The organism is Nonomuraea sp. NPDC059023 (assembly GCF_042740095.1).
GTDB lineage: Bacteria > Actinomycetota > Actinomycetes > Streptosporangiales > Streptosporangiaceae > Nonomuraea.
In genome coordinates, this window is record NZ_JBHYIO010000020.1 from 20427 (window position 1) to 45156 (window position 24730).

Annotated in this window: 23 protein-coding genes, 1 tRNA gene and 1 pseudogene; 17 read left to right on the forward strand and 8 right to left on the reverse strand. The window is 69.9% G+C overall.

Annotated features, from left to right (window positions below):
• The first annotated feature begins 390 nt into the window (after positions 1–390).
• The 4 genes from proB to ACFWYW_RS30760 all read left to right on the forward strand — a co-directional run bounded on the left by proB (position 391) and on the right by ACFWYW_RS30760 (position 5001).
• Entirely contained in the window at positions 391–1509 is a 1119-nt protein-coding gene (gene proB / locus ACFWYW_RS30745) for a glutamate 5-kinase (protein ID WP_379619183.1), read from the forward strand.
• Positions 1510–1524: 15 nt separating this feature from the next.
• Complete coding sequence (locus tag ACFWYW_RS30750; protein ID WP_379619185.1) at positions 1525–2811, forward strand: glutamate-5-semialdehyde dehydrogenase; 1287 nt, start codon at positions 1525–1527, stop codon at positions 2809–2811.
• A gap of 26 nt (positions 2812–2837) precedes the next feature.
• Positions 2838–3074, forward strand: coding sequence for a hypothetical protein (locus tag ACFWYW_RS30755; RefSeq protein WP_379619187.1), 237 nt, complete (start codon positions 2838–2840; stop codon positions 3072–3074).
• Between the two features lie 82 nt (positions 3075–3156).
• A complete protein-coding gene (locus ACFWYW_RS30760) occupies positions 3157–5001 on the forward strand; it encodes a protein kinase (RefSeq protein ID WP_379619189.1) in 1845 nt (614 codons plus the stop codon).
• Between the two features lie 152 nt (positions 5002–5153).
• Here the strand turns inward: ACFWYW_RS30760 and ACFWYW_RS30765 are convergent, their stop codons facing one another.
• Entirely contained in the window at positions 5154–6176 is a 1023-nt protein-coding gene (locus ACFWYW_RS30765; RefSeq protein ID WP_379619191.1) for a M48 family metallopeptidase, read from the reverse strand.
• Positions 6177–6263: 87 nt separating this feature from the next.
• On the opposite strand from ACFWYW_RS30765, the gene nadD reads away from it, so the two are divergent.
• The 4 genes from nadD to ACFWYW_RS30785 are packed head-to-tail and all read left to right on the forward strand — an operon-like array spanning position 6264 to position 9826.
• Positions 6264–6878, forward strand: a complete 615-nt coding sequence (gene nadD / locus ACFWYW_RS30770; RefSeq protein ID WP_379619193.1) for a nicotinate-nucleotide adenylyltransferase — start codon at positions 6264–6266, stop codon at positions 6876–6878.
• Between the two features lie 25 nt (positions 6879–6903).
• Complete coding sequence (locus ACFWYW_RS30775; protein ID WP_379619195.1) at positions 6904–8775, forward strand: ABC transporter ATP-binding protein; 1872 nt, start codon at positions 6904–6906, stop codon at positions 8773–8775.
• Positions 8776–8813: 38 nt separating this feature from the next.
• Positions 8814–9209 carry a ribosome silencing factor gene (rsfS, locus tag ACFWYW_RS30780; RefSeq protein WP_184973159.1) on the forward strand — a complete coding sequence of 132 codons (396 nt, stop codon included), beginning with the start codon at positions 8814–8816 and terminating at the stop codon, positions 9207–9209.
• Positions 9206–9826, forward strand: coding sequence for a histidine phosphatase family protein (locus ACFWYW_RS30785; RefSeq protein ID WP_379619198.1), 621 nt, complete (start codon positions 9206–9208; stop codon positions 9824–9826). Before rsfS ends, ACFWYW_RS30785 begins: the two co-directional genes overlap by 4 nt.
• On the opposite strand, the gene ACFWYW_RS30790 is transcribed toward ACFWYW_RS30785, so the two are convergent.
• Positions 9823–10890 carry an FAD-dependent monooxygenase gene (locus tag ACFWYW_RS30790; RefSeq protein WP_379619200.1) on the reverse strand — a complete coding sequence of 356 codons (1068 nt, stop codon included), beginning with the start codon at positions 10888–10890 and terminating at the stop codon, positions 9823–9825. The genes ACFWYW_RS30785 and ACFWYW_RS30790 overlap by 4 nt on opposite strands.
• Before the next feature lie 93 nt (positions 10891–10983).
• Here ACFWYW_RS30790 and ACFWYW_RS30795 point away from each other — a divergent pair, with 93 nt between their 5' ends.
• The 3 genes and pseudogenes from ACFWYW_RS30795 to ACFWYW_RS30805 form a co-directional block, all read left to right on the forward strand.
• On the forward strand, positions 10984–11901 hold the full coding sequence (locus tag ACFWYW_RS30795) for a TetR/AcrR family transcriptional regulator C-terminal domain-containing protein (RefSeq protein WP_379619400.1): 918 nt from the start codon (positions 10984–10986) through the stop codon (positions 11899–11901).
• Between the two features lie 65 nt (positions 11902–11966).
• Positions 11967–12039 (forward strand) — tRNA-Ala (locus ACFWYW_RS30800).
• Between the two features lie 331 nt (positions 12040–12370).
• Positions 12371–12581, forward strand: a pseudogene (locus ACFWYW_RS30805) (Tn3 family transposase); the annotation flags it as partial.
• A 13-nt stretch (positions 12582–12594) separates the two neighbouring features.
• Here ACFWYW_RS30805 and ACFWYW_RS30810 read toward each other — a convergent pair.
• Complete coding sequence (locus ACFWYW_RS30810; RefSeq protein ID WP_379619202.1) at positions 12595–13188, reverse strand: TetR/AcrR family transcriptional regulator; 594 nt, start codon at positions 13186–13188, stop codon at positions 12595–12597.
• Between the two features lie 106 nt (positions 13189–13294).
• On the opposite strand from ACFWYW_RS30810, the gene ACFWYW_RS30815 reads away from it, so the two are divergent.
• Positions 13295–15559 (forward strand): DPP IV N-terminal domain-containing protein, encoded by a 2265-nt coding sequence (locus ACFWYW_RS30815; RefSeq protein ID WP_379641119.1) that lies wholly within the window; start codon positions 13295–13297, stop codon positions 15557–15559.
• A gap of 151 nt (positions 15560–15710) precedes the next feature.
• Here the strand turns inward: ACFWYW_RS30815 and ACFWYW_RS30820 are convergent, their stop codons facing one another.
• From ACFWYW_RS30820 to ACFWYW_RS30840, 5 genes are all read right to left on the reverse strand, one after another.
• Positions 15711–16208 (reverse strand): hypothetical protein, encoded by a 498-nt coding sequence (locus ACFWYW_RS30820; protein ID WP_379619206.1) that lies wholly within the window; start codon positions 16206–16208, stop codon positions 15711–15713.
• Positions 16209–16403: 195 nt separating this feature from the next.
• Complete coding sequence (locus ACFWYW_RS30825) at positions 16404–17576, reverse strand: cytochrome P450 (RefSeq protein ID WP_379619208.1); 1173 nt, start codon at positions 17574–17576, stop codon at positions 16404–16406.
• A complete protein-coding gene (locus ACFWYW_RS30830; RefSeq protein WP_379619210.1) occupies positions 17573–18721 on the reverse strand; it encodes an NAD(P)/FAD-dependent oxidoreductase in 1149 nt (382 codons plus the stop codon). The genes ACFWYW_RS30825 and ACFWYW_RS30830 overlap by 4 nt, the downstream gene beginning before the upstream one ends.
• Positions 18718–18912: a ferredoxin gene (locus tag ACFWYW_RS30835; protein ID WP_379619213.1), complete on the reverse strand. Its 195-nt coding sequence runs from the start codon at positions 18910–18912 to the stop codon at positions 18718–18720. Before ACFWYW_RS30835 ends, ACFWYW_RS30830 begins: the two co-directional genes overlap by 4 nt.
• A gap of 19 nt (positions 18913–18931) precedes the next feature.
• Positions 18932–20431, reverse strand: coding sequence for an MFS transporter (locus ACFWYW_RS30840; RefSeq protein WP_379619215.1), 1500 nt, complete (start codon positions 20429–20431; stop codon positions 18932–18934).
• A 123-nt stretch (positions 20432–20554) separates the two neighbouring features.
• Here ACFWYW_RS30840 and ACFWYW_RS30845 point away from each other — a divergent pair, with 123 nt between their 5' ends.
• The 5 genes from ACFWYW_RS30845 (at position 20555) to ACFWYW_RS30865 (ending at position 24729) form a co-directional block, all read left to right on the forward strand.
• Positions 20555–21325: a TetR/AcrR family transcriptional regulator C-terminal domain-containing protein gene (locus ACFWYW_RS30845; RefSeq protein WP_379619217.1), complete on the forward strand. Its 771-nt coding sequence runs from the start codon at positions 20555–20557 to the stop codon at positions 21323–21325.
• Positions 21326–21668: 343 nt separating this feature from the next.
• A complete protein-coding gene (locus tag ACFWYW_RS30850; RefSeq protein ID WP_379619219.1) occupies positions 21669–22250 on the forward strand; it encodes a helix-turn-helix domain-containing protein in 582 nt (193 codons plus the stop codon).
• Positions 22250–22699, forward strand: coding sequence for a HEPN domain-containing protein (locus tag ACFWYW_RS30855; RefSeq protein ID WP_379619221.1), 450 nt, complete (start codon positions 22250–22252; stop codon positions 22697–22699). The genes ACFWYW_RS30850 and ACFWYW_RS30855 overlap by 1 nt, the downstream gene beginning before the upstream one ends.
• Positions 22700–22727: 28 nt before the next feature.
• Complete coding sequence (locus ACFWYW_RS30860; protein WP_379619223.1) at positions 22728–23216, forward strand: AAA family ATPase; 489 nt, start codon at positions 22728–22730, stop codon at positions 23214–23216.
• A gap of 49 nt (positions 23217–23265) precedes the next feature.
• A complete protein-coding gene (locus tag ACFWYW_RS30865; protein WP_379619225.1) occupies positions 23266–24729 on the forward strand; it encodes an APC family permease in 1464 nt (487 codons plus the stop codon).
• The last annotated feature ends 1 nt before the right edge of the window (position 24730 follow it).

Here is a 24730-nt window from a genome sequence, read left to right on the forward strand (position 1 = left end):
CGTCGGAGGCGATGCTTGGCCAGCGGCCAGCGGCCAGCGGCCAGTGGCCAGTGGCAAGGGGCCAGCGGCCAGTGGCAAGGGGCCAGCGGCCAGTGGCCAGTGGCCAGTGGCCAGTGGCCAGTGGCCAGTGGCAAGGGGCAAGGGGCCGATGGGCGGGCCAGTGGGTCATTTGACCGGTGGGTCGGTAGACCGTGTGGCGTCGGGGTGTTCCATGCCAGGACTTGCCAGGACAAGCCGGGTAGGCCTGGGGCGACCAGGCCGGTGGGTGGCCGGGCGGGTGGTCTGCCGGGTGGCAGGGGGTTGGGGGCTGTTGGTCGGGCTGCCTGTTCTGTTGCTGGGGTGGTTGGTACTGGCGGGCGGCGAGTTGGGTGGCTCGGATAGGGTCGTTGGGTGCGAGATCGGATCAGTTCCGCGTCCAAAGTCGTCGTCAAGGTCGGCTCTTCGTCGCTGACCACCCCCCAAGGCACCATCGACGTCGACCGGGTCGACGCGCTCGTTGACGTCCTGGCCGCGCGGCGTGGGGTCGGGGCGCAGATCGTGCTGGTGTCGTCGGGGGCCATCGCCGCCGGGCTCGGGCCGCTCGGGCTGGCCGTACGACCGCGGGATCTCGCCACCCAGCAGGCCGCCGCGTCCGTGGGGCAAGGAGTGCTGGTGGCTCGCTACACCTCGTCTTTCGCGCGTTATGGGTTGCGGGTGGGGCAGGTGCTGCTGACCGCCGATGACATGATGCGGCGCTCTCACCACGTCAACGCCCAGCGCACCCTGAACCGCCTGCTGGAGCTGGGCATCATGCCGGTGGTCAACGAGAACGACACCGTGGCCACCGACGAGATCCGGTTCGGGGACAACGACCGGCTGGCCGCCCTCGTGGCCCATCTGACCAGGGCGGACGCGCTGGTGCTGCTGTCCGATGTGGACGCGCTCTATGACGGGCCGCCGAGCCGGGCGGGTTCGCGGCGGCTGGCGGAGGTCCGCGGGCCGGAGGATCTGGTGGGCGTCGAACTGGGCAGGAACGGCGCGGCCGTCGGGACCGGCGGGATGATCACCAAGGTTCAGGCCGCCAAGATCGCGACCGGGGCGGGGATTCCCGTCGTGCTGACCGCCGCCGCCCACGCCGCGCAGGCGCTGGCCGGGGCCGACGTGGGCACGTACTTTCACCCGGGCGGACGGCATCCCGGCACCCGGCTGCTGTGGCTGGCCCACGCCACGACCGGTCGCGGGCGGCTGCACCTGGACGACGGCGCCGTCGAGGCGATCGTCACGCGGCGCAAGTCGCTGCTGCCCGCGGGCGTGACCTCCGTGGAGGGCGACTTCTCCGCGGGTGATCCGGTCGACCTGTGCGGGCCGCGCGGGCGGGTGGTGGCCCGGGGGCTGGTGAACTTCGACGCCGTGGAGATTCCCGGGCTGCTGGGGCGTTCGACGCGGGAGCTGGGCAGCGAGCTCGGTCCGGAATATGAACGCGAGCTGATTCACCGCGACGACATCGTCATACTGGAGGCTCACCAGTAGCGAATGGAGCGTGCGATGTCCGATGAGTTCCTGAAGGTGGCCCATGCGGCACGAGAGGCCGCCGCCGAGCTGGCCCCGCTGCCGCGGGCGCCGAAGGACCGGGCGTTGCGCGCGATCGCCGACGCGCTGGCCGAGCAGGCCGCGCAGATCGTCGAGGCCAATGCCAAGGACGTGGAGCGGGCCCGCGAGCAGGGCACCTCCGAGGCGATGATCGACCGGCTGCGGCTGGACGTGAAGCGGGTGGAGGCCATCGCCGAGGCCGTCCGGCAGGTGGCCGACCTGCCCGATCCGGTCGGCGAGGTGCTGCGCGGCAGCACGCTGCCCAACGGACTCGAACTGCGCCAGGTCCGGGTGCCGCTGGGCGTGATCGGCATCATCTACGAGGGCCGTCCCAACGTGACCGTGGACGCCGCCGCGCTCTGCCTCAAGAGCGGCAACGCCGTACTGCTGCGCGGCTCGTCGAGCGCTTATGACTCCAACACGGCGCTGGTGCGGATCATGCAGGAGGCGCTGGAGGCCACCGAGGTGCCGTCGGGCGCGGTGCAGCTGGTCCCGGGCCAGACACGCGAGTCGGTCAAGGAGCTCATGCGGGCGCGCGGGCTGGTCGACGTGCTGATCCCGCGGGGCGGCGCGTCCCTGATCAACTCGGTGGTCGAGGAGTCGACGGTGCCGGTGATCGAGACCGGGGTCGGCAACTGCCACGTGTATGTCGACGCCGAGGCCGATCTGGACCTGGCGCTCGACATCCTGGTCAACTCCAAGGCGCAGCGGCCGTCGGTCTGCAACGCGGCCGAGACGTTCCTCGTGCACGCCGACGTGGCGGCGGAGTTCCTGCCCAAGGCGCTGGCACGGCTGGCGGAGGAGGGCGTGACCGTCCACGGAGACGAGCGGGTGGCCGCCCATCCCGGCGTGGTGGCCGCGACCGAGGACGACTTCTACGCCGAGTACCTCTCGCTGGACATCGCCGCCGCCGTCGTCGGCTCGCTGGAGGACGCGGTGGCGCACATCAGGAAGTACGGCTCCGGCCACACCGACGCGATCGTCACCCGGTCGCAGCGGGCGGCCCGCCGGTTCGTGGCGCTCGTCGACTCGGCGGCCGTGGCGGTCAACGCCTCGACCAGGTTCACCGACGGGGGCGAGTTCGGGTTCGGCGCCGAGATCGGGATCTCCACCCAGAAGCTGCACGCGCGCGGCCCGATGGGGCTGCCGGAATTGACGTCAACTAAGTGGATTTACACGGGCGAAGGACATCTGCGCACGTCAGAAGGCACGGTTATCTCAGCGTGTCAAGGTGGCAACTGAGAGTGACGTTGACTTGACTGGGGCGCATGGAGATTGTGATCGCCCTGGTCTTCGCCGGTGCCGTGCTGTTCGGCGCCGACCGGCTGCTGCTGTGGCTGGAGAGCCGCGGGCACGTCAACTGGCGCCGCAAGGGGCGCAGGGACCTGTCGAAGGAGCAACGGACGGAACTCGACGACATCTTCGGTGACGAGAGCTTCCGCGACGAGAGCTTCCGCGGCAGGAGCTTCCGCGGCAGGAGCTTCCGCGACAAGACCAAGCGATAAACGTACGGCGCGCCTCGGGCGCTATCGGGGCACACCCCGCTAGGGTTGTGCCCCTTATGGGTGCGCCGAGCGGGGAGGGACGGTGAGCAAGCTCGGCAAGGTCGGGCCGTACACCCTTCTCGAACGGCTCGGCAGGGGCGGCATGGGTGAGGTGTACCTCGCCGGCACCCGCCGTGGCGAACGGGTCGCGATCAAGGTTCTCCGGGATCTGGTCGAGGATGAGTCCGCCCGCATTCGCCTGGAACGTGAGGTGCGTGCGCTGCGCCGGGTCGAGAGCCCCTATGTGGCCAAGGTGTTCGACGCCGATCTCGACTGCGCGCGGCCGTACCTCGTGATGGAGCACATCGAGGGCGCGACCCTCCTTGAGCTGGTACGGCGGAGCGGCCCCCTCGACGTGGGCGGCCTGGTCGAGCTGGCGCACGGCATAGCCACCGCGCTGGCGATCACGCACGCGGCCGGGGTGATCCACCGCGATCTCAAGCCGGCCAACATCCTCATGAGCGAGCGCGGGCCGGTGCTCATCGACTTCGGCATCGCGCAGGTGCTCGACGCGACGCGGCTGACCATGACCGGCACCTTCCTCGGTACGCCCGGCTACACCGCGCCCGAGATCTTCGCCGACGAGCAGGTCGAGTCGCCTGCGGACGTGCACGCGTGGGCGGCGACGGTGGCGTTCGCGGCGACCGGGCGGCCGACGTTCGGGCGGGGGACGGCCGAGGCGCAGATGTACGCGGTGCTGAACGGGCAGGCCGATCTCAAGGGCGTGCCGGTGGAGTTGCTGCCGCTGGTGCGGGCGGCGTTGCATCGCGAGCCCGCCAAGCGGCCGACCGCCGCGCTGCTGACCGACCGGCTCTCCCGCCTGGCGCGGGCGACCGCCGCGGACGCGCCGCCGGTCGAGCGGGAGGACGGGCGCAAGATCACGCCGGAGGTGCCGCCGCCCAGGGGACGGGTGCGGGCCAAGGCCAAGGAGGAGGCCGCGCGCGGGCGGGTGGGCGAGGACGTCGCGACGCCGCCACCGCGTACGCGGCAGCCGCGGGGCAGGGGCAAGGACGAGCCGAACACGCCGGTGCCCAGGGGGCGCGGCAAGGACGACCCCGGCACACCGGTGCCGCGCGGCCGCGCCGCCAAGGACGAGGCGGCGCGGGCACGGGCGGCCAAGGACGAGCCGGCGCGGGGCCGGGCGGTCAAGGACGAGGCCGTGCGGAGCCGGGCGCCGAAGGAGGATCGGGGCCGCACCTCCAAGGAGGATCTCGCGCGCGGGCGGGCCAAGGAGGAGCTGGTCCGGGCGCGGTCCAAGGAGGAGGCGCCGCCGCGTACCCGGGCCAAGACCGGTGACAACCCCAAGACGCCGGTGCCGCGGGTCCGGGCGAAGACCGGCGAGCGGCGCACGCGCGGCCGGGAGGCGACCACGCTGCCCGCCGGCAACACCGCGCTGCTGCTGCTCGCGGTGCTGGCGGTGCCGTGCGTGGTGGTGTCGGTGGTCTATCCGATCGCCTCGATCGGGATCACGACGGCGCTCGTGGTGCTGACCAGGACGTTGTGGATGAGCCACTGGATGGTACGGAACCGGGCCGGCAAGCGGATCCGGGTACTGCTGCGGACGGTGCTGTTCCCGTTCGCGCTGGCCGGGTCGGCCGTCACCGCGGTGGTGTGGCCGGGCGCCCCGGTCGCCGTCGCGGCCGGGGGCGCGCTCTGGGTGACCGGCGGTGGCGAGATCGCCTCCGACTGGTGGCAGCAGGCGGCGCCGGTGACGGTCGCGGCCGTGGTGTTCGGGGTGTTGTGCGGCGGGATCACCGGGCGCGAGATCGAGCGGATCGGCGCCCGGCTGCCGAACCTGCGCAGGGAAGGCCTACGCGCCCTGGCGGTGCTGGGCGGGTTCGTGGCGTTGTGCGCGGCCGCGGTCAAAGCGATCGAACTGCTGCTTTGAGATGCGGCGGGGTACCTCTGTCACGGTGCACGAATCGCCGTGACGGCGGGTACCCCGTCCGACGTGAGAAGCGACCCCCACGATCGGCGCCCGCCGGCGGCGGCGGGTGGCGTGAGGGTGGCTGCGCCGTAAGGGAGGAAAAGCCCTTTGATTCAGTTGTCCCTGCGGGAGAAGCGGTTGAAGATGCGCTCTCCGGCGTTGACGGCGCCCTCGGCGACGTCGCGCAGGACGCCGATGAACGGGTCCTGGGACTCTGACCAGGAACGGCGGTAGGACTCCGCCGCGGCCTTGATCTCGTCGGTGACGCGGGCGTCGGCGTCGTCCTCGCGGCGCGGGTAGTCGCCGCCGATGATGCGGTCGTACTCGCCGCTGCGCTGCCACTTGTCCAGTTCGGCCACGCGCACCACGGCGAACGGGTGGGTGGTGCCGAGCAGGTTGAGCACCTTCAGGAAGCCGTCGCGCAGGTCGCCCGCGGTGTCGTACTCCTGGTACTGGGCGAGGAAGGCCTCGATGTTCATCTCGTGGGTGTAGTCGCCGCCGGCGAGCTTCATCAGCGCGCGCTTGGCGGCGTCGGGGTTCTGGCCGGTGAGCAGGCCGCCGCGGTCGGAGGACAGCTCCGACTTGCGGTACCACTCCTCGAGCCCCGCGACGATCGCGCGCAGGCCGATGTAGCCGAGCGGGATCCAGGCCACGCGCGTGGCGAGCGTGGTGAGGATGTCGAGCATGGTGCGGTAGACCGCGTGGCCCGACAGGATGTGCGAGGTCTCGTGGCCGATGACGAAGCGCTGCTCCTCCTCGTTCATGAGGTTGAGCAGGCCGGTCGTCACGACGATGAACGGGTCGTCGAAGCCGATGGCCTTGGCGTTGACGGCGGGGTCCTGCTGCACGTAGATCTCGGGGATGCGGTGCAGATCCAGGATGTACGCCGCGTCGCGCCCCATGTCGTGCAGGGAGCGGAACTGGGTCTCGCTCACCCGAACGGCCGAGGCGAGGTACATGAGGCGGAGCCGCCGCTCGCTTACGAGGCCGGACATCTGCTTGAGAACGGTGTCGAACCCACTCAGCTTACGCAGAGCGACCAGAGCGGACCGGTCTGCGGGGTGTTCGTAGGCACGAGACGAGATGCCGGGTAGTTGGATGCGGTTGCGATCCGGGGTGGTCGTCATGCCCGGCATGCTACGTCGGCTGCGGGAGTGATGCGCGGTTCCTTGGTAAGGGGGTGGCTATGAGGCGGTGTACGGCTGGCGCGTAAGGTCCCAATCATGATGAATGCGCCCATGGTGCAGGGGAAGCGCCGTGTGGGGGTGATGGGCGGGACGTTCGATCCCATCCACCACGGCCACCTGGTCGCCGCGAGCGAGGTGGCCCACCATTTCGACCTCGACGAGGTGGTGTTCGTGCCTACGGGCCGGCCGTACCAGAAGTCCACGCGCGAGGTGAGCGCGCCCGAGGACCGCTATCTCATGACGGTCATCGCGACGGCGTCGAACCCCCGCTTTTCGGTCTCGCGGGTGGACGTGGATCGGCCGGGGCCGACCTACACTATCGACACCCTGCGTGACATCTCGGAGATCTACGGGCCGGACTCCGACCTGTTCTTCATCACCGGCGCCGACGCGCTTGAGGCGATCCTCGGCTGGCAGGACGCCGACGAGCTGTTCGACCTCGCGCACTTCGTCGGCTGTACGCGGCCGGGGCACACGCTGCACGACCCGGGGCTGCCCGCGGGCAAGGTGACGTTGCTGGAGATCCCGGCGCTGGCGATCTCCTCCTCGGAGTGCAGGCAGCGCGTGGAGAAGGGCGAGCCGATCTGGTACCTGGTGCCGGACGGGATCGTGCAGTACATCGGCAAGCGAAACCTCTATAGCGCGGGATAGCTCCATTTATGGCGATCATGGGGTTATGGCTGACGATTCCCTCGACGGACTGGAGCTGAAAGAGGAAGCCTGGTGGGCGCACGACGCGGAGGTCACCGCGTCAGGGCTGTTCACCATGCTGCGGCGGCTGCCCGCGCTGATCCGCGACGTGCTGGTGCTCAGCTGGCGTACCAGCCGGGCGGACACCGTCGTCATGATGGGCTCCACGCTCGTGTCGGAGGTCTTCACCGCGATCGGCCTGCTGGCCACGACGGACGTGCTCATGCAGTTGTTCTCCGCCGTGCCCACGCCGGAGCGGCTGGTCGCCGCGGTGCCGGGCATCGTGGCGGTGGTCGGCGCGGCGGTGCTGCGCGCCGCCTTCCGTGAGGCCGGTCAGTGGGCGCGGGACCGGCTCGATCCGCTGCTCATGCAGACCGTCCACAACCGGATGGTCAGGCTGACCACCGGCGTGGAGCTGGTCGCCTTCGACGACCCGGTCTTCCATGACCAGGTGCAGCGCACCTCGATGACGGCGGTGCGCGGGCCGTCGATGTTGTTGTGGGCGGTGATGTCCACGCTTTCGGGCTTCATCGGCCTCGCGGCGGTCTCGGGCGCCTTGGGAGTCCTCCATCCGGTACTGCTGCCGCTCATCCTGCTCTCGGCGGTGCCAAGCACGTGGGCATCGGTCCGCGTCGCCCGGGTCAACTACCAGGTCACCGCCGGGATCGCCGCCGCCAGGCGCAGGCAGGGCACGCTGCAGGACCTCATGACCGAGCGGCCCGCCGCCGCCGAGATCCGCTCCTACACGATGCGCTCGTACCTGCTGGCCGAGTTCGCCCGCATCTACCGGTGGGTCACCCGCTACGAGCTGCGCGCCGTACGCCGCCAGCAGGTCGCCGGGATCTGGGGCAGCCTGTTCGGCGGGTTGGCCACCGGGCTCGTGTACGGGGCGCTCGGCCTGCTGTTGTGGACCGGGCAGGTGCACCTGGCCGTGGCGGCGACCGCCGTACTGGCCATCCAGCGCGCGGGCAGCGCCACCTCGCAGGCGCTCCACGGCGTCAACCGGGCCTACGAGGCGGGCCTGTTCTACGAGGACTACGTCCACTTCTGCGCCGACGCCGAAGCCCGCGCGGAGGTCTGCGGCAGTACGGCCCCGCCCGCCGACCCCGACCGCGTTCGCGTCGAGGGCATCGACTTCACCTACCCGGCCGCCGACACGCCCGCGCTGGCCGGGGTCTCCATCAGGATCGAGCCCGGTGAGATCGTCGCGCTGGTCGGGGAGAACGGCTCGGGCAAGACCACGCTGGCCAAGATCATCGGCGGGCTCTACCTGCCCGACGCGGGAACCGTCACCTGGGGCGGCGTCGACGAGCGCCGGATCGACCGGTCCGCGCTACGCGAGCGGATCGCGGTCATCGCCCAGGATTTCACCCACTGGCCGCTGACCGCCGGGCAGAACATCGCGATCGGGCGGCACGACTCGCGCGAGTCGCTGGACGCCGCGCTGACCGCCTCGGGGGCGGACGCGGTCGTGGAGCGCCTGCCGTACGGGCTGGAGACCATGCTCGACCCCAGCTACAAGGGCGGGACCGAGCTGTCGGGCGGGCAGTGGCAGCGCATCGCGGTCGCGCGCGGACTGTACCGCGACGCGCCGCTGCTCATCTGCGACGAGCCCACCGCCTCCCTCGACGCGCGGTCGGAGCACGCGATCTTCGAGAGCATCCGGCGCCACGCCGTGCAGCGGACCGTGCTGATGATCACCCACCGGCTGGCGAGCGTGCGCTGGGCGGACCGCATCTATGTGCTCGAGCACGGGAAAGTGGTGGAGGAGGGGACCCACGTCTCACTCATGGAACGTTCTGGCATCTACGCCGAGATGTTCACTCTGCAGTCGAGGGCCTACACCGAGGAAGGGTAATCTCATAGGTAACCGATAGAGGAGGACTGACCCGCATCGTGACCGCATCCGACAGAGCCGTCCAGCTCGTCAAGATCGCCGCGGAGGCCGCGGCCGACAAGCTGGCCGATGACATCCTCGCCTACGACGTGAGCGAGCAGCTCGTCATCACCGACGCCTTCCTGCTCTGCTCCGCCACCAACGACCGCCAGGTCCGCGCCATCGTCGACGAGATCGAAGACAGGCTGCGCATCGAGGCCGACATCAAGCCGGTACGCCGCGAAGGTGAGCGCGAGGGGCGCTGGGTGCTCCTCGACTACATCGACCTCGTCGTGCACGTCCAGCACGAGGAGGACCGCACCTTCTACGCGCTGGAGCGCCTGTGGAAGGACTGCCCGGCGATCGGCCTGCCGGAGAGCGTGACCCACGCCAACATCCAGCGGGCCCGCTCTTGAGTAGACGCATCGTCTGCCTGAGGCACGGCCAGACCCTCTGGAACGTCGAGCACCGCTTCCAGGGCCACACCGACATCGCACTCGACGAGACCGGCCAGGCCCAGGCCGCGAGGGCGGCGTCGCTGCTGGCCTCGCTGAAGCCCAGCCTCATCGTCTCCTCCGACCTGAGCCGTGCCCACGACACCGCGTTGGCGCTCGCGCGGATCGTCAAGCTCGACGTCGCCGTCGACAAGGATCTGCGCGAACGCGGCGGCGGCGCCTGGGAAGGGCTGACCAGGGAGGAGATCCGGGCCCGCTGGCCCGAGGAGTACATCGCCTGGGAGGCCCCGGACGGCGAGCCGGTCACCGAGGTCGCGGCCCGGGTGGTCGCCGCGATGCGCCGGTGGGCGGCTCAGCTCGACGACGACGGCCTGCTCGTCATCGCCTCCCACGGCGCGGCGCTGCGCCTCGGCATCTGCGAGCTGCTGGGCCTGCCGGAGGAGCTCTGGCACACGCTCGGCGGCCTCGGCAACTGCAGCTGGTCGGTGCTGGAGGAGGGCCGCAAGGGCTGGCGCCTGCTGGAGCACAACGCCGGAACGCTGCCGGAGCCGATCAACAGTGACGACATCGAGACCTAGAGACTGATCGCCTCGGCCGCCTTGCTCGTGTTCAGGAGTCTGGGCGGCACGAGGCGGAAGACCTGGTTGCGCATCCAGATGTGGGTGCGTTTCGCGGGAACCAGGAATCTGTCGGCGCCTCTCGCCTGCTTCTGGCAGATTTCCACGTAGGGGCGCATTCTGGCTTCGTAGGCCGCCAAGGCTCTTTCCGGGGGGTTCTTCCTCAGCTCACCTGCCAGGATGTACGCGCCCACCACCGCCAGGCCGGTGCCCATGCCGCCTGGGCCGGGGGCGTGGGCGGCGTCGCCCAGCAGGACCGTGCGGCCCTGGCTGTAGGTGGGCGCCTGGATCTGGACGGCCTGGCTGAAGTAGAAGTCCTTCGCCCGGCCCATGGCCTTCAGGAGTTCCGGGACCCTCCAGCCCACCGATTGGAAGGCCGACTCGATCGCGGCGCGTTCGTCGGTGACGTCGATCTCGGGGGAGGCGAAGTCCATGGCCGCTCTGGTGCCGTTGAGGGTGACGCAGCGGCCCGGGACCGTGTACATGACCGGCTCCGGGCAGGTTTGCTCCATTCCGAAGATCGCGCCGTACATGCCCAGGTGCCGGGTCGGAACCTCGCCCCACAGCAGGCGGCGGACCATCGAGTTCTGGCCGTCGGCGCCCACCACCAGGCCGTAGCTTCTCGGGGCGGTTCTGGCGAACGTGACGTCGGTGCCGTGCAGGGCTGTGATGGTGTCGTCCCAGATGTATTCGGCCGGGGCGGCCTCGCGGAGGATTCTGGACAGGTCGCCGCGCAGGATCTCCACGTCGCCGCTGAAGGCTTCCGAGGGGAGGCGGGAGACCGGGTTGCCCGCCCTGTTCAGGATGGTGATGGGTTTGGGGGTTTCTGCCGCTGCCCTGATGCGGCGCAGGAGGCCCATTTCCTCCAGGACCTTCAGCTGGGGGCGGCCGCGGAAGTCCACCGCCTGGCCGCCCGGGCGTGGGGCCGGCGCTCGCTCGACCACGGTGACGCGGTGGCCGTCTCCGGTGAGCCAGTAGGCGAGGGCGGGGCCGGCGATGCCCGCCCCTGAGATGAGCACGTCCATGGGGATTCCTTCGCTTCGGGGGTACGCCGTAGTCTCCGGTTGACCGGGAGAGTGCGCGAAGGGTGCCCTAGTGCAGTGATTTTTCGCGACATTGTGGAGCAGTTGCGGGTTCGGATTATTTCGGGGGAGTTGAGCGAAGGGGAGCTTGTTCCGTCCACGCGGCAGATCACCCGTGAGTGGGGGGTGGCCATGGCCACCGCATCCAAGGTGCTGGCCGCTTTGCGGGAGGAGGGGCTGGTACGGATGGTTCCCGGGGTGGGGACCGTGGTGGCCTGGTCGGCTCCCGGTTCGCCTGGGCGGGGTGGCCCGGCCGTTGCGCGGGCGGGCTCGACAGCCGCCGGTGGGCCGGGTCGCTCCCGGGAGCTGACCGTGGCGCGGGTCCTGCTGGCCGCCATAGAGCTCGCCGACGAGGAGGGGCTGGCGGCCGTGTCGATGCGCCGCGTGGCGACGGCGCTGGGGGTGCCCACGATGGCCCTGCACCGGTACGTGCGGGGGAGGGGCGAGCTCGTGCAGGAGATGGTCGATCAGGTGTACGGCGAGGCCCGGCTACCCGGCCGTGTACCGGACGGCTGGCGGAAGCAGGTCGAACTGTCGCTCAGGCTGCAGTGGGGCATACACCGGAGGCATCCGTGGCTGGCCAGCGCCTACCCGCTGACCAGGCCTTACCTGGGGGCCAACGGGCTGGCTCACACCGAGTGGATCATGCGGGCCGTGTCGGGGCTGGGGCTGGACCCGAACACCATGTTGCACGTGACGGTGTCCCTGGCGGCGTTCATCAGAGGCTTGGCGGCCAATCTGGAGCCGGAGGCGCGGGCCGTACAGGACACCGGAATGAGCGACGACGAGTGGATGGCCACGAGAGAGGCAGCCCTGAGGAGGCTGATGCCCGCCCACCCGACCTTGGCCGCAGTCCTCCGCGACCAGCACTTGGACCTGGACCTGGACACCCTGTTCGAGTTCGGCCTGAAGCGGCAGCTGGACGCCCTGGAGGCGCTGGCGAGGGCCGATTAGGCGAAACGACGGGATGCCGATATGCTCTCCGAGCGCCGCAACGAGCAGACTCGAAGCGGTGACCAGGGGCTATGGCGCAGTTGGTAGCGCGCTTCCATGGCATGGAAGAGGTCTGGGGTTCGAATCCCCATAGCTCCACAGGCAAGGTCTTTCACCTTGGCGCGCTTCGCGCGTCTGGGTTCCAGGCGTTTCTCCAGTCGAGCTGACGCTCGTCCCCTGAAGGTCCTCCCTCCGGCCGGGTGTTCTTCTGGCGCCCCACCCGTTGCCGGGCTGGGCAGTTGGATCCCACCCTGGTCAATGAATCCTTGCTGCGCTCGGGCGTCTTGACAGGGCGCGCCTTCGGCGCGCGGCTTGCGTGTTCAGTCAGCGTGTTCAGTCAGCGTGTTCAGTCGTCCGAGGTGCTGAACACGGGCGAAACGGCGCTGAACTCCTGGCCCGTTGCGGGCTGGAATAGTGGGGACGGATGTGCTGGGGCAACGGCACCGCGTGCGCGTCGGACTCCAAGAAGTTCGGCTCGTGGCCGTCGAACCTGATGACCGAGTACCACGCCCGCTACGGCGGCCCCCGGCGTCATGATCTACTGGCGTGTGGACCGCAAGTCGGTGTGCGTCTCCTCCCAGCTGCGGGCCTGCAGCGCCTCCGAGGTCGCCGCGATGATGGAGGGCGTGCTGCGACACTGCGCTCTGGTGTGGGTCAGTTGGCGCGCGTGGGCCTGATGGCCCGCATGACGAGCGTGATAAGCCTGGTCAGGTAGGCGTCATCGGGCAATGGGTAGTGCAGCGCCTGCCTTCGGTAGATGGGTGAGTGGAGGATGTCCAGTGCCACTTCGAGATCGGCGTCGGGGGCGAGCTCGCCGTTCTTTCGCGCCTTGGTCACGCGTTCCTCGAGCTGAGCGACTCGGTGGTTGATCAGCCGTTCGCGTAGCTGGTGGGCGAGGTTCGCATCCAGCTGGCTTTCGGCGAGCACGCCGGTGTAGGCCGGGCCGAGGCGCGGGTCGTGGAAGACGCCGAGGATGCCGCTGAGCCAGGCGTGCAGGTCGGCGGCCAGGTCGCCGGTGTCGGGGAACGTCTCCGGGATGGGCGCGGCCTCATCGACCGCTTCCAGGACGATCGCGCTTTTGGCCGGCCACCAGCGGTAGATGGTGGCCTTGCTGACGCCGGCGCGGGTGGCGATGGCGTCGACGGTCACCGCGGCGTATCCCCGCTCCACGCACAACTCCAGGGCCGCGGCCAGGGTCGCTTTGCGGCTTGCGTCCCGGCGGCGGTCTGGGTTCGGGGGTCTCGTCATGCCCACACCCTAAACGAAACGATTCGTTTTGACACTTCTCGGTAGCCGATGCCATCCTGCAAAACGAAACGATTCGTTTAGAAGCTTGACGTGTGGAGTGATCACGATGGACGCAACCCGGTACCAAGCGGCCGAGCGCCTGCTCCGGCACAACCGAGCGGCCCTGGTACGCGGCGACAAGATCAACCCGCAGTGGGACGGCGCCCGCTTCTGGTACACCGTGGACGCCCGCGAGGGCAGGCGCTTCATTCTCGTCGATCCCGTCGCCGGATCCCGCGAGCCCGCCTTCGACCATGACCGCCTGGCAGTCGCGCTGGCGGCCGCCACCGGGCAGGAGGTGAACCCGGGCGCGCTGCCGTTCTCCGCCATCGCGTTGAGCCAGGACGCGGTCGGATTCTTCGCCTTCGGCTCCTTCTGGAGCTGCCGCCTGGACACCTACACCTGTACGCCCGCGGCCCCGGCCACCGTCCACGGCCCCGGTTTCCTCGAAGTGCCCTCGCCGGACGGCAAGCTGGTGGCGTTCCTGCGTGGTCACGACCTGTGGGCGCGCTCGGTGGCCGACGGCCGGGAGTGGCCCCTGACGACCGACGGCCGGGAGGATGAGGAGTACGGCGCCACGCCGTTCGCGCCCTCGGTGCTGCCGAACAAGCTGGGGTTGCGCGGCTACCTGCCGCCTGCCCTCGCCTGGTCGCCCGACTCGACGCGCGTGCTGACGCACCGCACCGACCAGCGCGCGGTCCGCCGTACCCAGATCATGGAGGAACTGCCGGCCGACGGCGGCGTCCCGCGGCCGATCACCCAGCGCTACGCCTACCCCGGTGACGCCCACATGTCGCAGGGGGAGCTGGTGGTGATCGACGCGGCGACCTGCCACGTCGTCAAGGCCCGCACCGCCCCGGAACCCATGCCGCTGCAGTCGCCGATCGCCTCCGGCTGGGCCTGGTGGGCCGAAGACGGCTCGGCCGTGTACTACCTGAGCCAGCCCCGCGACCTGCGTTCCCTGCACCTGAACCGGCTCGACCCGGCGACCGGGGAAGTACGCAGGGTGCTGAGCGAGAGCGGCTCGACCCGCGTCGAACCGACCCAGACGGGGACGGAGCCGATCATCGCTGTCCTGTCCGGCGGATCACAGGTGTTGTGGTACTCCCAGCGCGACGGCTGGGGCCACCTTTACCTGTACGACGCGCGTACCGGCACACCCATCAGGCAGGTCACCTCGGGCGCCTGGGCGGTGCAGCGCATCCTGCACATCGACGAACCGGCAGGCGTGCTCTACTTCACCGCGGCCGGCCTGGTCGCCGAGGACCCCTACCGCCATTCCGTGTGCCGGATCAACCTCGACGGCACCGGCTTCGCCCGCATCACCGACGACGGCCTGCACCACGTCGTCACCCTCGCCCCTGGCAAGGACTGCTTCATCGACTCGGCCTCCACGGTCGAGCTGCCCGCGGTGACCACCGTGCGCGGATGGGACGGCCGGGTGCTGGTCGAACTGGAGCGGGCCGACATCACCCCGCTGCTCGCGACCGGCTGGACCCCTCCGCAACGCTTCCGGGCCACCGCCGCCGACGGCGTCACCGACGTCTACGGGGTCATCTACCGGCCGCACGACTTCGACCCCGGCCGCCGATACCCGGTCATCGACCACGTCTACCCCGGCCCGCAGACCACCCGCGTCTCGCCCGCCTTCCACCCGGGGATCCTCGGTCAGGAAGCCGAGGTTCTGGCCGCGCTCGGCTTCGTCGTGGTCGCCGTCGACGGGCGGGGAACCCCCGGCCGGGACAAGGCCTTCCACGATGCCTCCTACGGCAACCAGGCGGCCGCGGGCGGGATCGACGACCACGTGGCCGCCCTCCGGCAACTGGCCACTACCCGCCCATGGATGGACCTCGACCGCGTGGGCGTCACCGGCCACTCCGGCGGCGGATTCGCCACCGTCCGCGCCATGCTCGCCTTCCCCGACGTCTACAAGGTCGGCGTCGCCGAGTCGGGCAACCACGACACCCGCCTGTTCCACCTGCAGTTCGCGGAAGCCTACGACGGCCTGGACCCGGCCGCCTGGGCCCGTTCATCGAACGTGGAGCTGGCCGACCGGCTCGACGGCAAGCTCCTGCTCATCCACGGCGGCGTGGACGACGTCGTCCACGCCCACCACTCGCTCCGGCTCGCCGAACGCCTCATCGCCGCCGACAAGGACGTCGAACTCCTCATCGTCCCCGGCGCCGAGCATTTCTTCATCGGCTACGAACACCACGTCAACCGGCGTAAGTGGGACTTCCTCCTCCGCAACCTCATGGGAGTCGAACCGCCGCGGCACCGCCTCACACCGGTCGCGCCCAGCATGGACCTGATCGTCAGCCTGTTCAGCTGAACCCGCTCGCCTCCTCCGGCCACACCACGGTCGTGTCCCTCGCTCGCTACACGCCGACGGCGGCCGGCGCGCGTCAGTGGAACCGTGCCAGGTGCCTGTTTCTCATCCTGGATGGCGATCTACGACCACCGCAAAGACCTCCATTGCCGGGTCAGGAAACCGCCAGTGAGACGAGGATGGCCAGCGAGCCCGCCGTCGTGAGGAGAAAGCGGGTCGTGACCAGGGGCCGGAACCAGTCGGGGAAGGTTTCCTTGGCTGCCCCCATCAGGGCCTTGGTGTCGATGGTTGTGGTGCCGGACTTGCGGAGGGCACGCTCCACGTAGCGGTCGACGAAAACCTGGGTGGTGGTGACGAAGCCGCCGGCGATCAGCAGGATGGGCTGCAGGATCCAGGTGAACAGTGGCCGGCCGCCGAGGTTCAGCACGGCGAGCGCCGCCAGGCCCGTGGCGATCAGCACCGAGACCACCACGCCGGCGGTGCCGGCGGTGAAGTCGAGGCCGTGCTTGACCAGGAGGGCGGGGGCGTGGCCCTGGCGCCGGATCTCGGTTTCGGCTGCTTGCTGGGCGGCGGTGCCGTACCGGTGGCCGACAATCGGAACGATCACGTACGTCAGGGCCGTCAGGAATTGAAGGGCGACAACGACGAACACGAGGGGATCTCCTCACACCAAGGTTTGAACTTAGTTCAACGACGGTAACGTCGATTTGATCAAAGTTCAACTCGGGCTGGGGCGGGCGCGTGCTGACCAAGGAGCGCCGCGTTCACGTGACGATCTGGCGGGGCCAGGACGCCACCCGGCTCTGACCCGGATGGCGTCCAGCAGGTGCGGCCGGCCAGGGTTTCTCTAGAAGGTGACCGGTAGTTCGCGTACGCCGTAGATATGGGAGTCGGTGCGCATCGGCACCTGTTCCGGCGCCACGGCCAGGCGTAGATCGGGGAAGCGGGTGACCAGCGCGGGAAGGGCGACGCGCAGTTCGACGCGGGCCAGTTGCTGGCCGATGCACTGGTGGATGCCGTGGGCGAAGCCCAGGTGCCCGGTGGCGTTGCGGTTCAGGTCAAGGGTGTCGGGGTCGGGGAACCTGGACGGGTCGCGGTTGGCGGCGTTGGCCGACAGGACCACCGTCTCGCCGGCCTTGATCAGGTGGCCGTCCACCTCGACGTCCTCCAGCGCCGTGCGGATCCCGGTGTGGGCGATGGTCAGGTAGCGCATCAGCTCCTCCACCGCCGGGCCGGCCAGGTCCGGCTTCTCGCGCAACGCGGCGAGCTGGCCGGGATGCCGCAGCAGGGCGAAGGTGCCGAGGGCGATCATGTTGGCGGTGGTGTCCAGACCTGCGCCCAGCAGCAGCGTTCCGACGCCGGCGAGCTCCTCATCTGATAGGTCGGTGCCGGTCAGGTCGCTGAGCACGTCGTCGGTCGGATGGGCCCGCTTGGCCGTCACGAGGTCGCCGATGTACTCGGCGAGCGCGGCGAACGCGGTGAACTGGACCTCTGGGGTTGAGGCGGCGATGCCGTCGGCCGCGTGCCTGCGGAAGTTCTCGCGATCCTCGTACGGCACGCCGAGCAGTTCGCAGATCATGACCGCGGGGATCGGCTGCGCGTAGGCCTTGAGCAGGTCGAGTGGCGGGCCCTGCCGTTGCATGGCGTCCAGGTGCTCCGCGGTGACCTCCTCGACGCGTCCGGTGAGCTGCCGCATCCGGCGTACGGTGAACTGACCGGTCAGCAGCTTGCGCAGCCGGGTGTGCCCGGGGGCGTCCATCCCGGACAGGTCCCCGACCGGCGCGGGCGGCATCGGGCCGGTCCCGGCGGGGACCAGCGGGTGATGCTGCAGCTCATACCGGGAGGAGAAGCGCGGGTCGGCGAGCACCTGCCGGACCAGGGCGTAGCTGGTGACCAGCCAGCCCTGGTGACCGTCGGCGAAGGCCAGCCGGGTGATCGGCCGCTGCTCACGCAGCTCGGCCAGCTCCACGGGGGGATCGAACGGGCATCCCGCGGGACGCTCGTGGGGAAACTCCGTCATGTCATGCTCCTTGTCGCAGGGGTGATGGGTCGCCAGGCGGCGCGCAGGGTGCGGAGCTCGCGCGGGCTGTTCCAGCCGAGCAGCCCGACCGTGTGGCCGTGGCGGCGGTAGGCGACGACGAACCGGTCGCCGGTGAGTTCTCCGTGTTCGAGGGTGATCTCGGCGTCGGCCGGGAGGATCCCGTACGCCTGGATCTTGGTCGTGAACTGATCGCTCCAGAAGTAGGGGATCGGAGCGTAGGGGCGGTCGGCGCCGAGCAGGTTGCGGGCGACGGCGGCCGCGTGTTCGGCGGCGTTGAGGCGGTGTTCGAGCCGCATCCGGGTGCCGAACGCCGGGTTGTGCCAGCTGGCGACGTCGCCGGCGGCGTATACGGCGGGTGCGGCGCGGCCGCGGTCGTCGCACTCGATGCCGTCGCCGAGCGGGAGCCCGGAGCCGGCCAGCCACGCGGTCGCGGGAGTGCAGCCGATGGCCGCGACGACGAGGTCGGCCTGGACGAACCCGCCGTCGTGTGTTTCCACGCCGTCCGGTGCCACGCGCCGCACGTTCGTGGTGGTGCGCACGATGACACCGTGTTCCCGGTGCAGGCGGGCGACGCGGGCGCCGAGCCGGGAACCGAGCTGGCGGGCCATCGGCTGGGGAGCCGGGTCGATCAACGTGACGTCGCAGCCGAGGGTACGGGCGGTGGCGGCGACCTCCGCGCCGAGGAAGCCGGCGCCGATCACTGCCAGGCGGGGCAGGTGCCGCAGGGCGGTGCGCAGCCGTACCGCGTCGTCCACGGTGCGCAGCACGTGCACGTGGGGCCAGGGCGGGCGGCGGGGACAGACACCGGTGGCGATGATCAGGCCGTCGTAGCCGAGGCGCTCGTCGTCCAGGACGACGGCCTTGCCGGGCAGGTCCACGGCGGTGGCCGCTCGTCCCAGCCGCAGGTGTACGCCGAGGTCGGCGTAGTGGCCGGTGTCGAAAGGCTGGATCCGCTCTGGTTCCCAGGTGCCCGCGAGTACCTGTTTGGACAGCGGCGGCCGGTCGTAGGGCAGGTGCGGTTCGGCGCCCACCAGGGTCAGGTGCCCCTCGAACCCCTCGCGCCGCAGTGTCTGGGCGGCGGTGAGCCCGGCGATGGAGGCGCCGACGATCACGATCCGGTTCATTCGGTGATCCTGATCGCCATGGCCGGGCAGACCTGGGCCGCCTCGCGGGTCGCCGCCTGGAACTCGGGTGCGGGCTGTGGCCGCAGGAGTACGACGAGGCCGTCGTCGTCGCGCTGGTCGAAGACGTCAGGCGCGAGCAGGACGCACTGGCCGGCGCCGATGCAGGCGGGAGTGTCCACGTCAACATGCATGACTGGGTTTCCTTTGGCTTCAGTGACGGGTGCCGGCGACGATGTCCGGCGCGGCCCGCAGGCCCTTGCGGTCGCGGATGAGCAGGAAGGCCAGGGCGGCTCCGGCCACCGCGAGGACGCCTCCGGCGATGGAGGTGATGGACATCGCGGTGGTGAACGCGGTTCTGGCGGTCTCGGCCAGGGCGGCGTCGGTGGCGCGGGCGGCCACGCCGAGTGCGTCGCTGATCGAGCGCCGCGCGTGCTCGGTGGCGGTGGCGGGCATGGCCGCGGTGAACGCCGAGGCCAGCACGCTCCCCAGCACGGCCACGCCGAGTGCGCCGCCGGCCTGCTGCATGGTGTCGTTGAGCGCCGATCCGACGCCGGCGTGCTCGTGCGGTACCGCGCCCATCAGCGCCGCCACGGCCGCCGGCTGAGCCAGCCCGGTTCCCACGCCGAACAGGACCAGGGCCGTGACCACGCTCCCGTAGCCGTCGCCGGGCGAGGTGATGGCCAGGAAGGCGAAGCCGGCGGCCAGCACCGCGATCCCGATGACGGCCAGGGGCCGGTTGCCGATCCGGTTGCCGAGCGCGCCGCCGACGGCGTTGGCGGCGATGGTGGCCAGCGCCATGGGAGCGATCGCCAGGCCGGCCTGGGCCGGTGTGTAGCCGAGGACGAACTGCAGGTACTGCGGTAGCGCCAGCAGCAGTCCCGAGGTGCCCACCTGGACCAGGACCAGGGCCAGGCTGCCGCCGGTGAAGTTGCGGTCGCGAAAGAGCGCGAGAGGCACCATCGGGTACGGCGCGCGTGCCTGCCAGAGCACGAACGCGGCCATGGCCACCGTGCCCGCCCCGAACGCGGTGAGGACGAGCGGATGGGCGAAGCCGTACCGGGGAAGCTCGATGATCGCCCAGACGAGCGCGCTCATCCCGAGCGCCGACAGGACCACGCCGGGCGGGTCGGCCTTGCGCGCGGGGGCCTTGGACTCCGGCATCCACGCCAGCGCCGCGATGATCGCCACGACGGCGATCGGGACGTTGATCAGGAACACCGACCCCCACCAGAACGTGGAGATCAGCACACCGCCCAGCACCGGTCCGCCGATCACGCCGAGCATCAGGGCCGAGCTCCAGAGGGAGGTCGCCCTGCGCCGCTCGTCGTCGTCGAAGACGGTGATGAGGATCGACAGCGTGCTGGGCATGACCAGCGCGCCGCCGAGGCCCATCAGGATCCGGCCGATGATCAGCTGGCCGGGACTCGCCGCGTAGGTGGCCAGCGCCGAGGCGGCTCCGAAGACCACCAGTCCGATGATCATGACGCGGCGCCGGCCGTAGCGGTCGGACAGGCTGCCGGCGGTCAGCAGCAGTCCGGCGAAGACCAGGATGTAGGACGCGGTGATCCATTGGATGTCCTGAGCGGTGGCGCCGAGGTCGCGGGTGAGTGACGGGATCGCCACCGTCAGCACCCCATTGTCGACGACCAGGACCAGCGTGCACAGGCATAGCACCGTCAAGATCAGCCAGCGTCGGGGATGGCGTTCCATTCCCTCCACCTCCTTTTGAACGTCGTATGAAGCTTTTAACGCTGTTAAAATCGGTAACAACGTACACGAGATCTGACGTTGTTCAAACAGGGGGCTATGCTGAGCCGTGACGAAGGAGGTCGTATGTCAGGCGATGAGCAGGCGCTCGCCTCGGTGTGGACCCGCCCGGCCCGCACGAAGCGGGCACGGCCCGAGCTGAGCCGCGAGCAGATCGTGTCCGAGGCGATCCGGCTGCTCGACGAGGAGGGCATCGACGCGCTGACGATGCGGCGGCTCGGCAGCCGGCTCGGCGCGGTCGCCCCGGCGCTCTACTACCACGTGAGCAGCAAGGACGAACTCCTCGAGCTGATCGTGGACCAGATCTACGGCGAGATCGAGGTAGCCGGGGAGTCGGCCGATTGGCGGGGCGGCGCCGTCCGCACCGCGCGCAGCCTGCGCTCGGTGATCTTGCGGCATCCGTGGTTCGGCTCGGTGATCGGCGAGGCGGGCCTGGTCTTCCTTGGCCCGAACATGATGCGCGCCTCGGAGGACATCCTCACCCTGTTCGAACGCGGCGGCTTCACCCTGGAGCAGGCCGACCACGCGCTCAACACGCTGATCGCCTACGTGCTCGGGTCGGCGATCAGCGAAGCCGCGTACCTGACGATGCTGGCCCGCAGCGGGCAGTCCGAGCGCGACCTGGTCGAGCAGGTATGGCCGGCGGCCGAGAAGGCGGCGCAGCCGTACCCGCGCCTTTCCAAGCTGTACGCCATCCAGCACGGAAGGAACCCGCACGGCACCAGCGAGGCGGACTTCGACCGCCGGCTCGACCTGTTCCTGGACGGCCTGCAGACCTGGCTCAGCCCCGCGAACAGCGCGTCGTTCGAGTCCGCCCAAATGACAGCAGAATCATGAGGTCCTGACGTGGAGCGAGACTGAATCGGGCGCTGATCTGGTGAGGAATTCGTTCGCCCGGGGCCGGGACTTTCGCACTCGGCGGTGATCGGGTTATCTGAAGCCGTGTCTTGCCTGTCAGGTTCGTCGCCCCTCGGGGGTGTCCGAGCTGACTGCGATCCCGGCGCCATCCGTGGCGGGGGACATCGAAGAGGTGGACGGTGACGCGATGATGGTGACTGCGGAACATGCCGCGTCGGCCCGGGTGTGCCGGTCGCGGATTAGGTCTGCGCCGAGGCGAGCTTCGCATCCGTCGTGGCCGAGCTGGGTGACACTACGCATAGATGGGTGATAACTTTCATCTATGCGTAGTGAGTCGCCTCCTCTACTGCCGATCTTCCGGTCGCGGCATCAGGCGGAGCTGCTCACCCTGCTCTACCTTCACCCCGACCGCGAGTTCACGGTCACCGAGCTCGCCGAGAAGGTCGGGGTTCCGCTGACCACGATGCAGCGGGAAGTGGGGCGGCTGCTGGAGGCCGAACTGCTCCGTGGCCGCAAGGTCGGGCGCGCGCATCTCATTCGGGCCATGGTGCCGGGCCGCTATGCCCGGCCGCTCACCGAGCTCCTGACGCTGGCGTTCGGGCCGCACCTTCTCGTCGAGCGGGAATTCGCCGGGCTTCCGGGCGTGGACGCGGTGGCCATCTTCGGGTCCTGGGCGAGCCGGTATCTCGGTGAGCCGGGTCCGCCGCCGAACGACATCGATGTCCTGGTCGTGGGCGGGCCTTCCCGGGCTGATGTTTATGAGGCCGCCGAGCGGGTGGAGGGCGGGCTGGGGATTGCGGTCAATCCGGTTCTCATGACCCGTGAACGCTGGGCGAAGGCCGCTGATCCGCTGGTCGACCAGGTACGGGCTTCGCCGCTGGTCTGGGTTCGGGAGCCGGAGTGATGCGCTGGAGCCAAGGGGAGGCGGTGGTGGAGCGGCTTCTCGCGGAGGGGCGGCTTCAGAAGGTCACGGGTTCGGCCGCGGACGGCACCGAATGGGTGGAACGCGCCCGGCGCACCCTGAGAACGGCCCACGGGATCGGCGACGACCCCGACAGCGCCTTCATCCTCTCCTATGACGCGGCCCGGCACGCCTGCACGGCCGTGCTGGCGCACCAGGGCCTCCGGCCCACCACCGCGGGCGGGCACTACGTGGTGGAGGAAGTGCTGCGGGCCCAGTTCGGCCACGCCTTCAGGGACTTCGGCGCGCTGCGGCGCCGCCGCAACGAGATCGAATATCCGGTACGGCCCGGCGACGACGTAGGACAGGACGAGGCCGAGGCGGCGACCGCCGCGGCGGAACGGCTGATCGACGCGGCGCGCAAGCTTCTGCCCAACCTGTCCCTCTTCTGATTCGATGCGGGGTTCGATGCGGGCTTCGATGCCGGGAGGAGAGGCGAAAGCGCTGCTGATCGTGTTGTGCGGGCTGCCGGGTTCGGGAAAGACGACGCTCGCCAGGCGGCTGGCCGCCGAACTGCCCGCGGTTCGCCTGTGTCCGGATGAATGGCTGGCGAAGCTGGGCGTCGATCTTTATGACGAGGGCGCCCGGGAGCGTCTTGAGGGCCTTTTCCGGGAGCACGCGTATGACCTGCTGAGCTTGGGCCAGACGGTGATCCTGGAGTTCGGGTTCTGGGCTCGCGAGGAAAGGGACGAGGTGCGGCTTCGGGCCCGCGCGATCGGGGCCGCGGTCGAACTGCGGTATCTGGACGTGCCGCTCGACGAGCTGTGGCGGCGCCTGGAGGTTCGCAACGGCGCGGGAACGCCGGGCACCGTCGTGATCACCCGGGCCATGATCGGGCAGTGGGCCGGCCAGTTCGAGGTACCCTATCCAGGCGAACGCGCTCTGTTCGACGCGCCGCGGAGCCCGTAGGCGTTTGATTACCCATTGTGATGGCTATGTCACGGTGGGGGGTAGTCGAATGAGCTCTGTCGATGTTCCGGGGGATTCGGGAGCGGTGCCGAAGGCGGCGGTAGCGGCCAAGCCCGCCACCGCGTGGATCTCGTGGGTCGCGCTGGCGTTCATGATCACGAGCTCGGTCGCCAGCCTGCGCTCCGCGCCCAGCATGGCCGTGTACGGCCTGGCGGCGATCTTTCTCTACGTGGTCCCTGCGATCGTGTTCCTGCTGCCCACGGCCATGGTCTCGGCCGAGCTCGCCTCCGGCTGGACCGGCGGGGTCTACAACTGGGTCAGCCAGGGACTGTCGAAGCCCCTGGGGTTCCTGGCCGTGTGGTGCCAGTTCGCGATGACGATCTTCTACTATCCGACGCTGCTCGCCTTCGTGGCCAGCACCTTCGCGTACGTCATCAACCCCGAACTGGCCGGTAGCGGGCTCTACACGGCGATCGTGATCGTGGTCGTCTACTGGGCGGGCGTCTGGGTCTCCAGCCAGGGGACGAAGACCGTGGCCGGGTTGTCCAGCGCGGGGCTGGTGATCGGCACGCTCGTCCCCGGGACGGTGCTGATCCTGCTCGGGATGGTCTTCCTCGGCCAGGGCAACCCGTCGGCCGCGCCCATGGACGCGGCGCACATCCTGCCGCCGTGGGCGGGGATCGCCAGCCTGGTGCTGATCGTCAACAACTTCCTGTCGTACTCGGGCATGGAGATGAACGCGGTCCACGTCTCCAGCCTCAAGAACCCGGCCAGGGACTTCCCGCGGTCGATGTTCCTCGCGGCCGGGCTGGTGCTGGTGATCTTCATTCTGCCCGCGCTGGCGATCAGTTGGGTGGTCCCGGCAGGCAGCACCAGCCTCACCGCCGGGGTGATGCAGGCGTTCGACACCATGTTCGCCCACTTCAGCGTGCAGTGGCTGACGCCGGTCTTCGGGCTGATGATCATCGCGGCGTCGCTGGGCGGCATGCTCACCTGGCTGGCCGGGCCGTCCAAGGGCGTGCTGATGATCAGCCGTGAGGAGGGCTGGCTGCCGCCGTCGCTGCAGAAGCTCAACAAGCACGGCATCCAGCAGAACATCCTCGTCGCCCAGGGCGTCGTCACGACGGTCATCGCGCTGCTGTATGCCTTCATCCCGGACGTCTCCAGCGCCTACTGGATCCTGTCGGTGATCACCACGCAGATCTACCTGATCGTCTATCTGCTGATGTTCGTGGCGGCGGTACGGCTGCGCAAAACCCAGCCCGACCACCCGCGCGGCTTCCGCGCCCCGGCCCTGGGCCTGCTCTGCGTGGTCGGCTTCCTGGCCTCGGCCGCCGCGATGATCATCGGCTTCGTGCCGCCGTCGCAGTTCGGCTCCGGGAACCCGCTGGTCTACGTCCTGATCGTCGGCGGTGGGCTGATCCTGGTCGGGCTGGCGGTGCCGTACCTGCTCATCAAGCTCAGCAGGCCGTCCTGGCGTGACCCCGAGCGGGCCGCCGCAGAGGGCGAGTGAG

Bases quoted from the DNA above. Each gene is read 5' to 3' on its own strand.
- ACFWYW_RS30750 (WP_379619185.1), top strand. From the start codon at position 1,525: ATGTCCGATGAGTTCCTGAAGGTGGCCCATGCGGCACGAGAGGCCGCC.
- ACFWYW_RS30755 (WP_379619187.1), top strand. From the start codon at position 2,838: ATGGAGATTGTGATCGCCCTGGTCTTCGCCGGTGCCGTGCTGTTCGGC.
- ACFWYW_RS30765 (WP_379619191.1), bottom strand. From the start codon at position 6,176: ATGCCGGGCATGACGACCACCCCGGATCGCAACCGCATCCAACTACCC.
- nadD (WP_379619193.1), top strand. From the start codon at position 6,264: ATGATGAATGCGCCCATGGTGCAGGGGAAGCGCCGTGTGGGGGTGATG.
- ACFWYW_RS30775 (WP_379619195.1), top strand. From the start codon at position 6,904: ATGGCTGACGATTCCCTCGACGGACTGGAGCTGAAAGAGGAAGCCTGG.
- ACFWYW_RS30790 (WP_379619200.1), bottom strand. From the start codon at position 10,890: ATGGACGTGCTCATCTCAGGGGCGGGCATCGCCGGCCCCGCCCTCGCC.
- ACFWYW_RS30810 (WP_379619202.1), bottom strand. From the start codon at position 13,188: ATGACGAGACCCCCGAACCCAGACCGCCGCCGGGACGCAAGCCGCAAA.
- ACFWYW_RS30815 (WP_379641119.1), top strand. From the start codon at position 13,295: ATGGACGCAACCCGGTACCAAGCGGCCGAGCGCCTGCTCCGGCACAAC.
- ACFWYW_RS30825 (WP_379619208.1), bottom strand. From the start codon at position 17,576: ATGACGGAGTTTCCCCACGAGCGTCCCGCGGGATGCCCGTTCGATCCC.
- ACFWYW_RS30830 (WP_379619210.1), bottom strand. From the start codon at position 18,721: ATGAACCGGATCGTGATCGTCGGCGCCTCCATCGCCGGGCTCACCGCC.
- ACFWYW_RS30835 (WP_379619213.1), bottom strand. From the start codon at position 18,912: ATGCATGTTGACGTGGACACTCCCGCCTGCATCGGCGCCGGCCAGTGC.
- ACFWYW_RS30840 (WP_379619215.1), bottom strand. From the start codon at position 20,431: ATGGAACGCCATCCCCGACGCTGGCTGATCTTGACGGTGCTATGCCTG.
- ACFWYW_RS30845 (WP_379619217.1), top strand. From the start codon at position 20,555: ATGTCAGGCGATGAGCAGGCGCTCGCCTCGGTGTGGACCCGCCCGGCC.
- ACFWYW_RS30850 (WP_379619219.1), top strand. From the start codon at position 21,669: ATGCGTAGTGAGTCGCCTCCTCTACTGCCGATCTTCCGGTCGCGGCAT.
- ACFWYW_RS30855 (WP_379619221.1), top strand. From the start codon at position 22,250: ATGCGCTGGAGCCAAGGGGAGGCGGTGGTGGAGCGGCTTCTCGCGGAG.
- ACFWYW_RS30860 (WP_379619223.1), top strand. From the start codon at position 22,728: ATGCCGGGAGGAGAGGCGAAAGCGCTGCTGATCGTGTTGTGCGGGCTG.
- ACFWYW_RS30865 (WP_379619225.1), top strand. From the start codon at position 23,266: ATGAGCTCTGTCGATGTTCCGGGGGATTCGGGAGCGGTGCCGAAGGCG.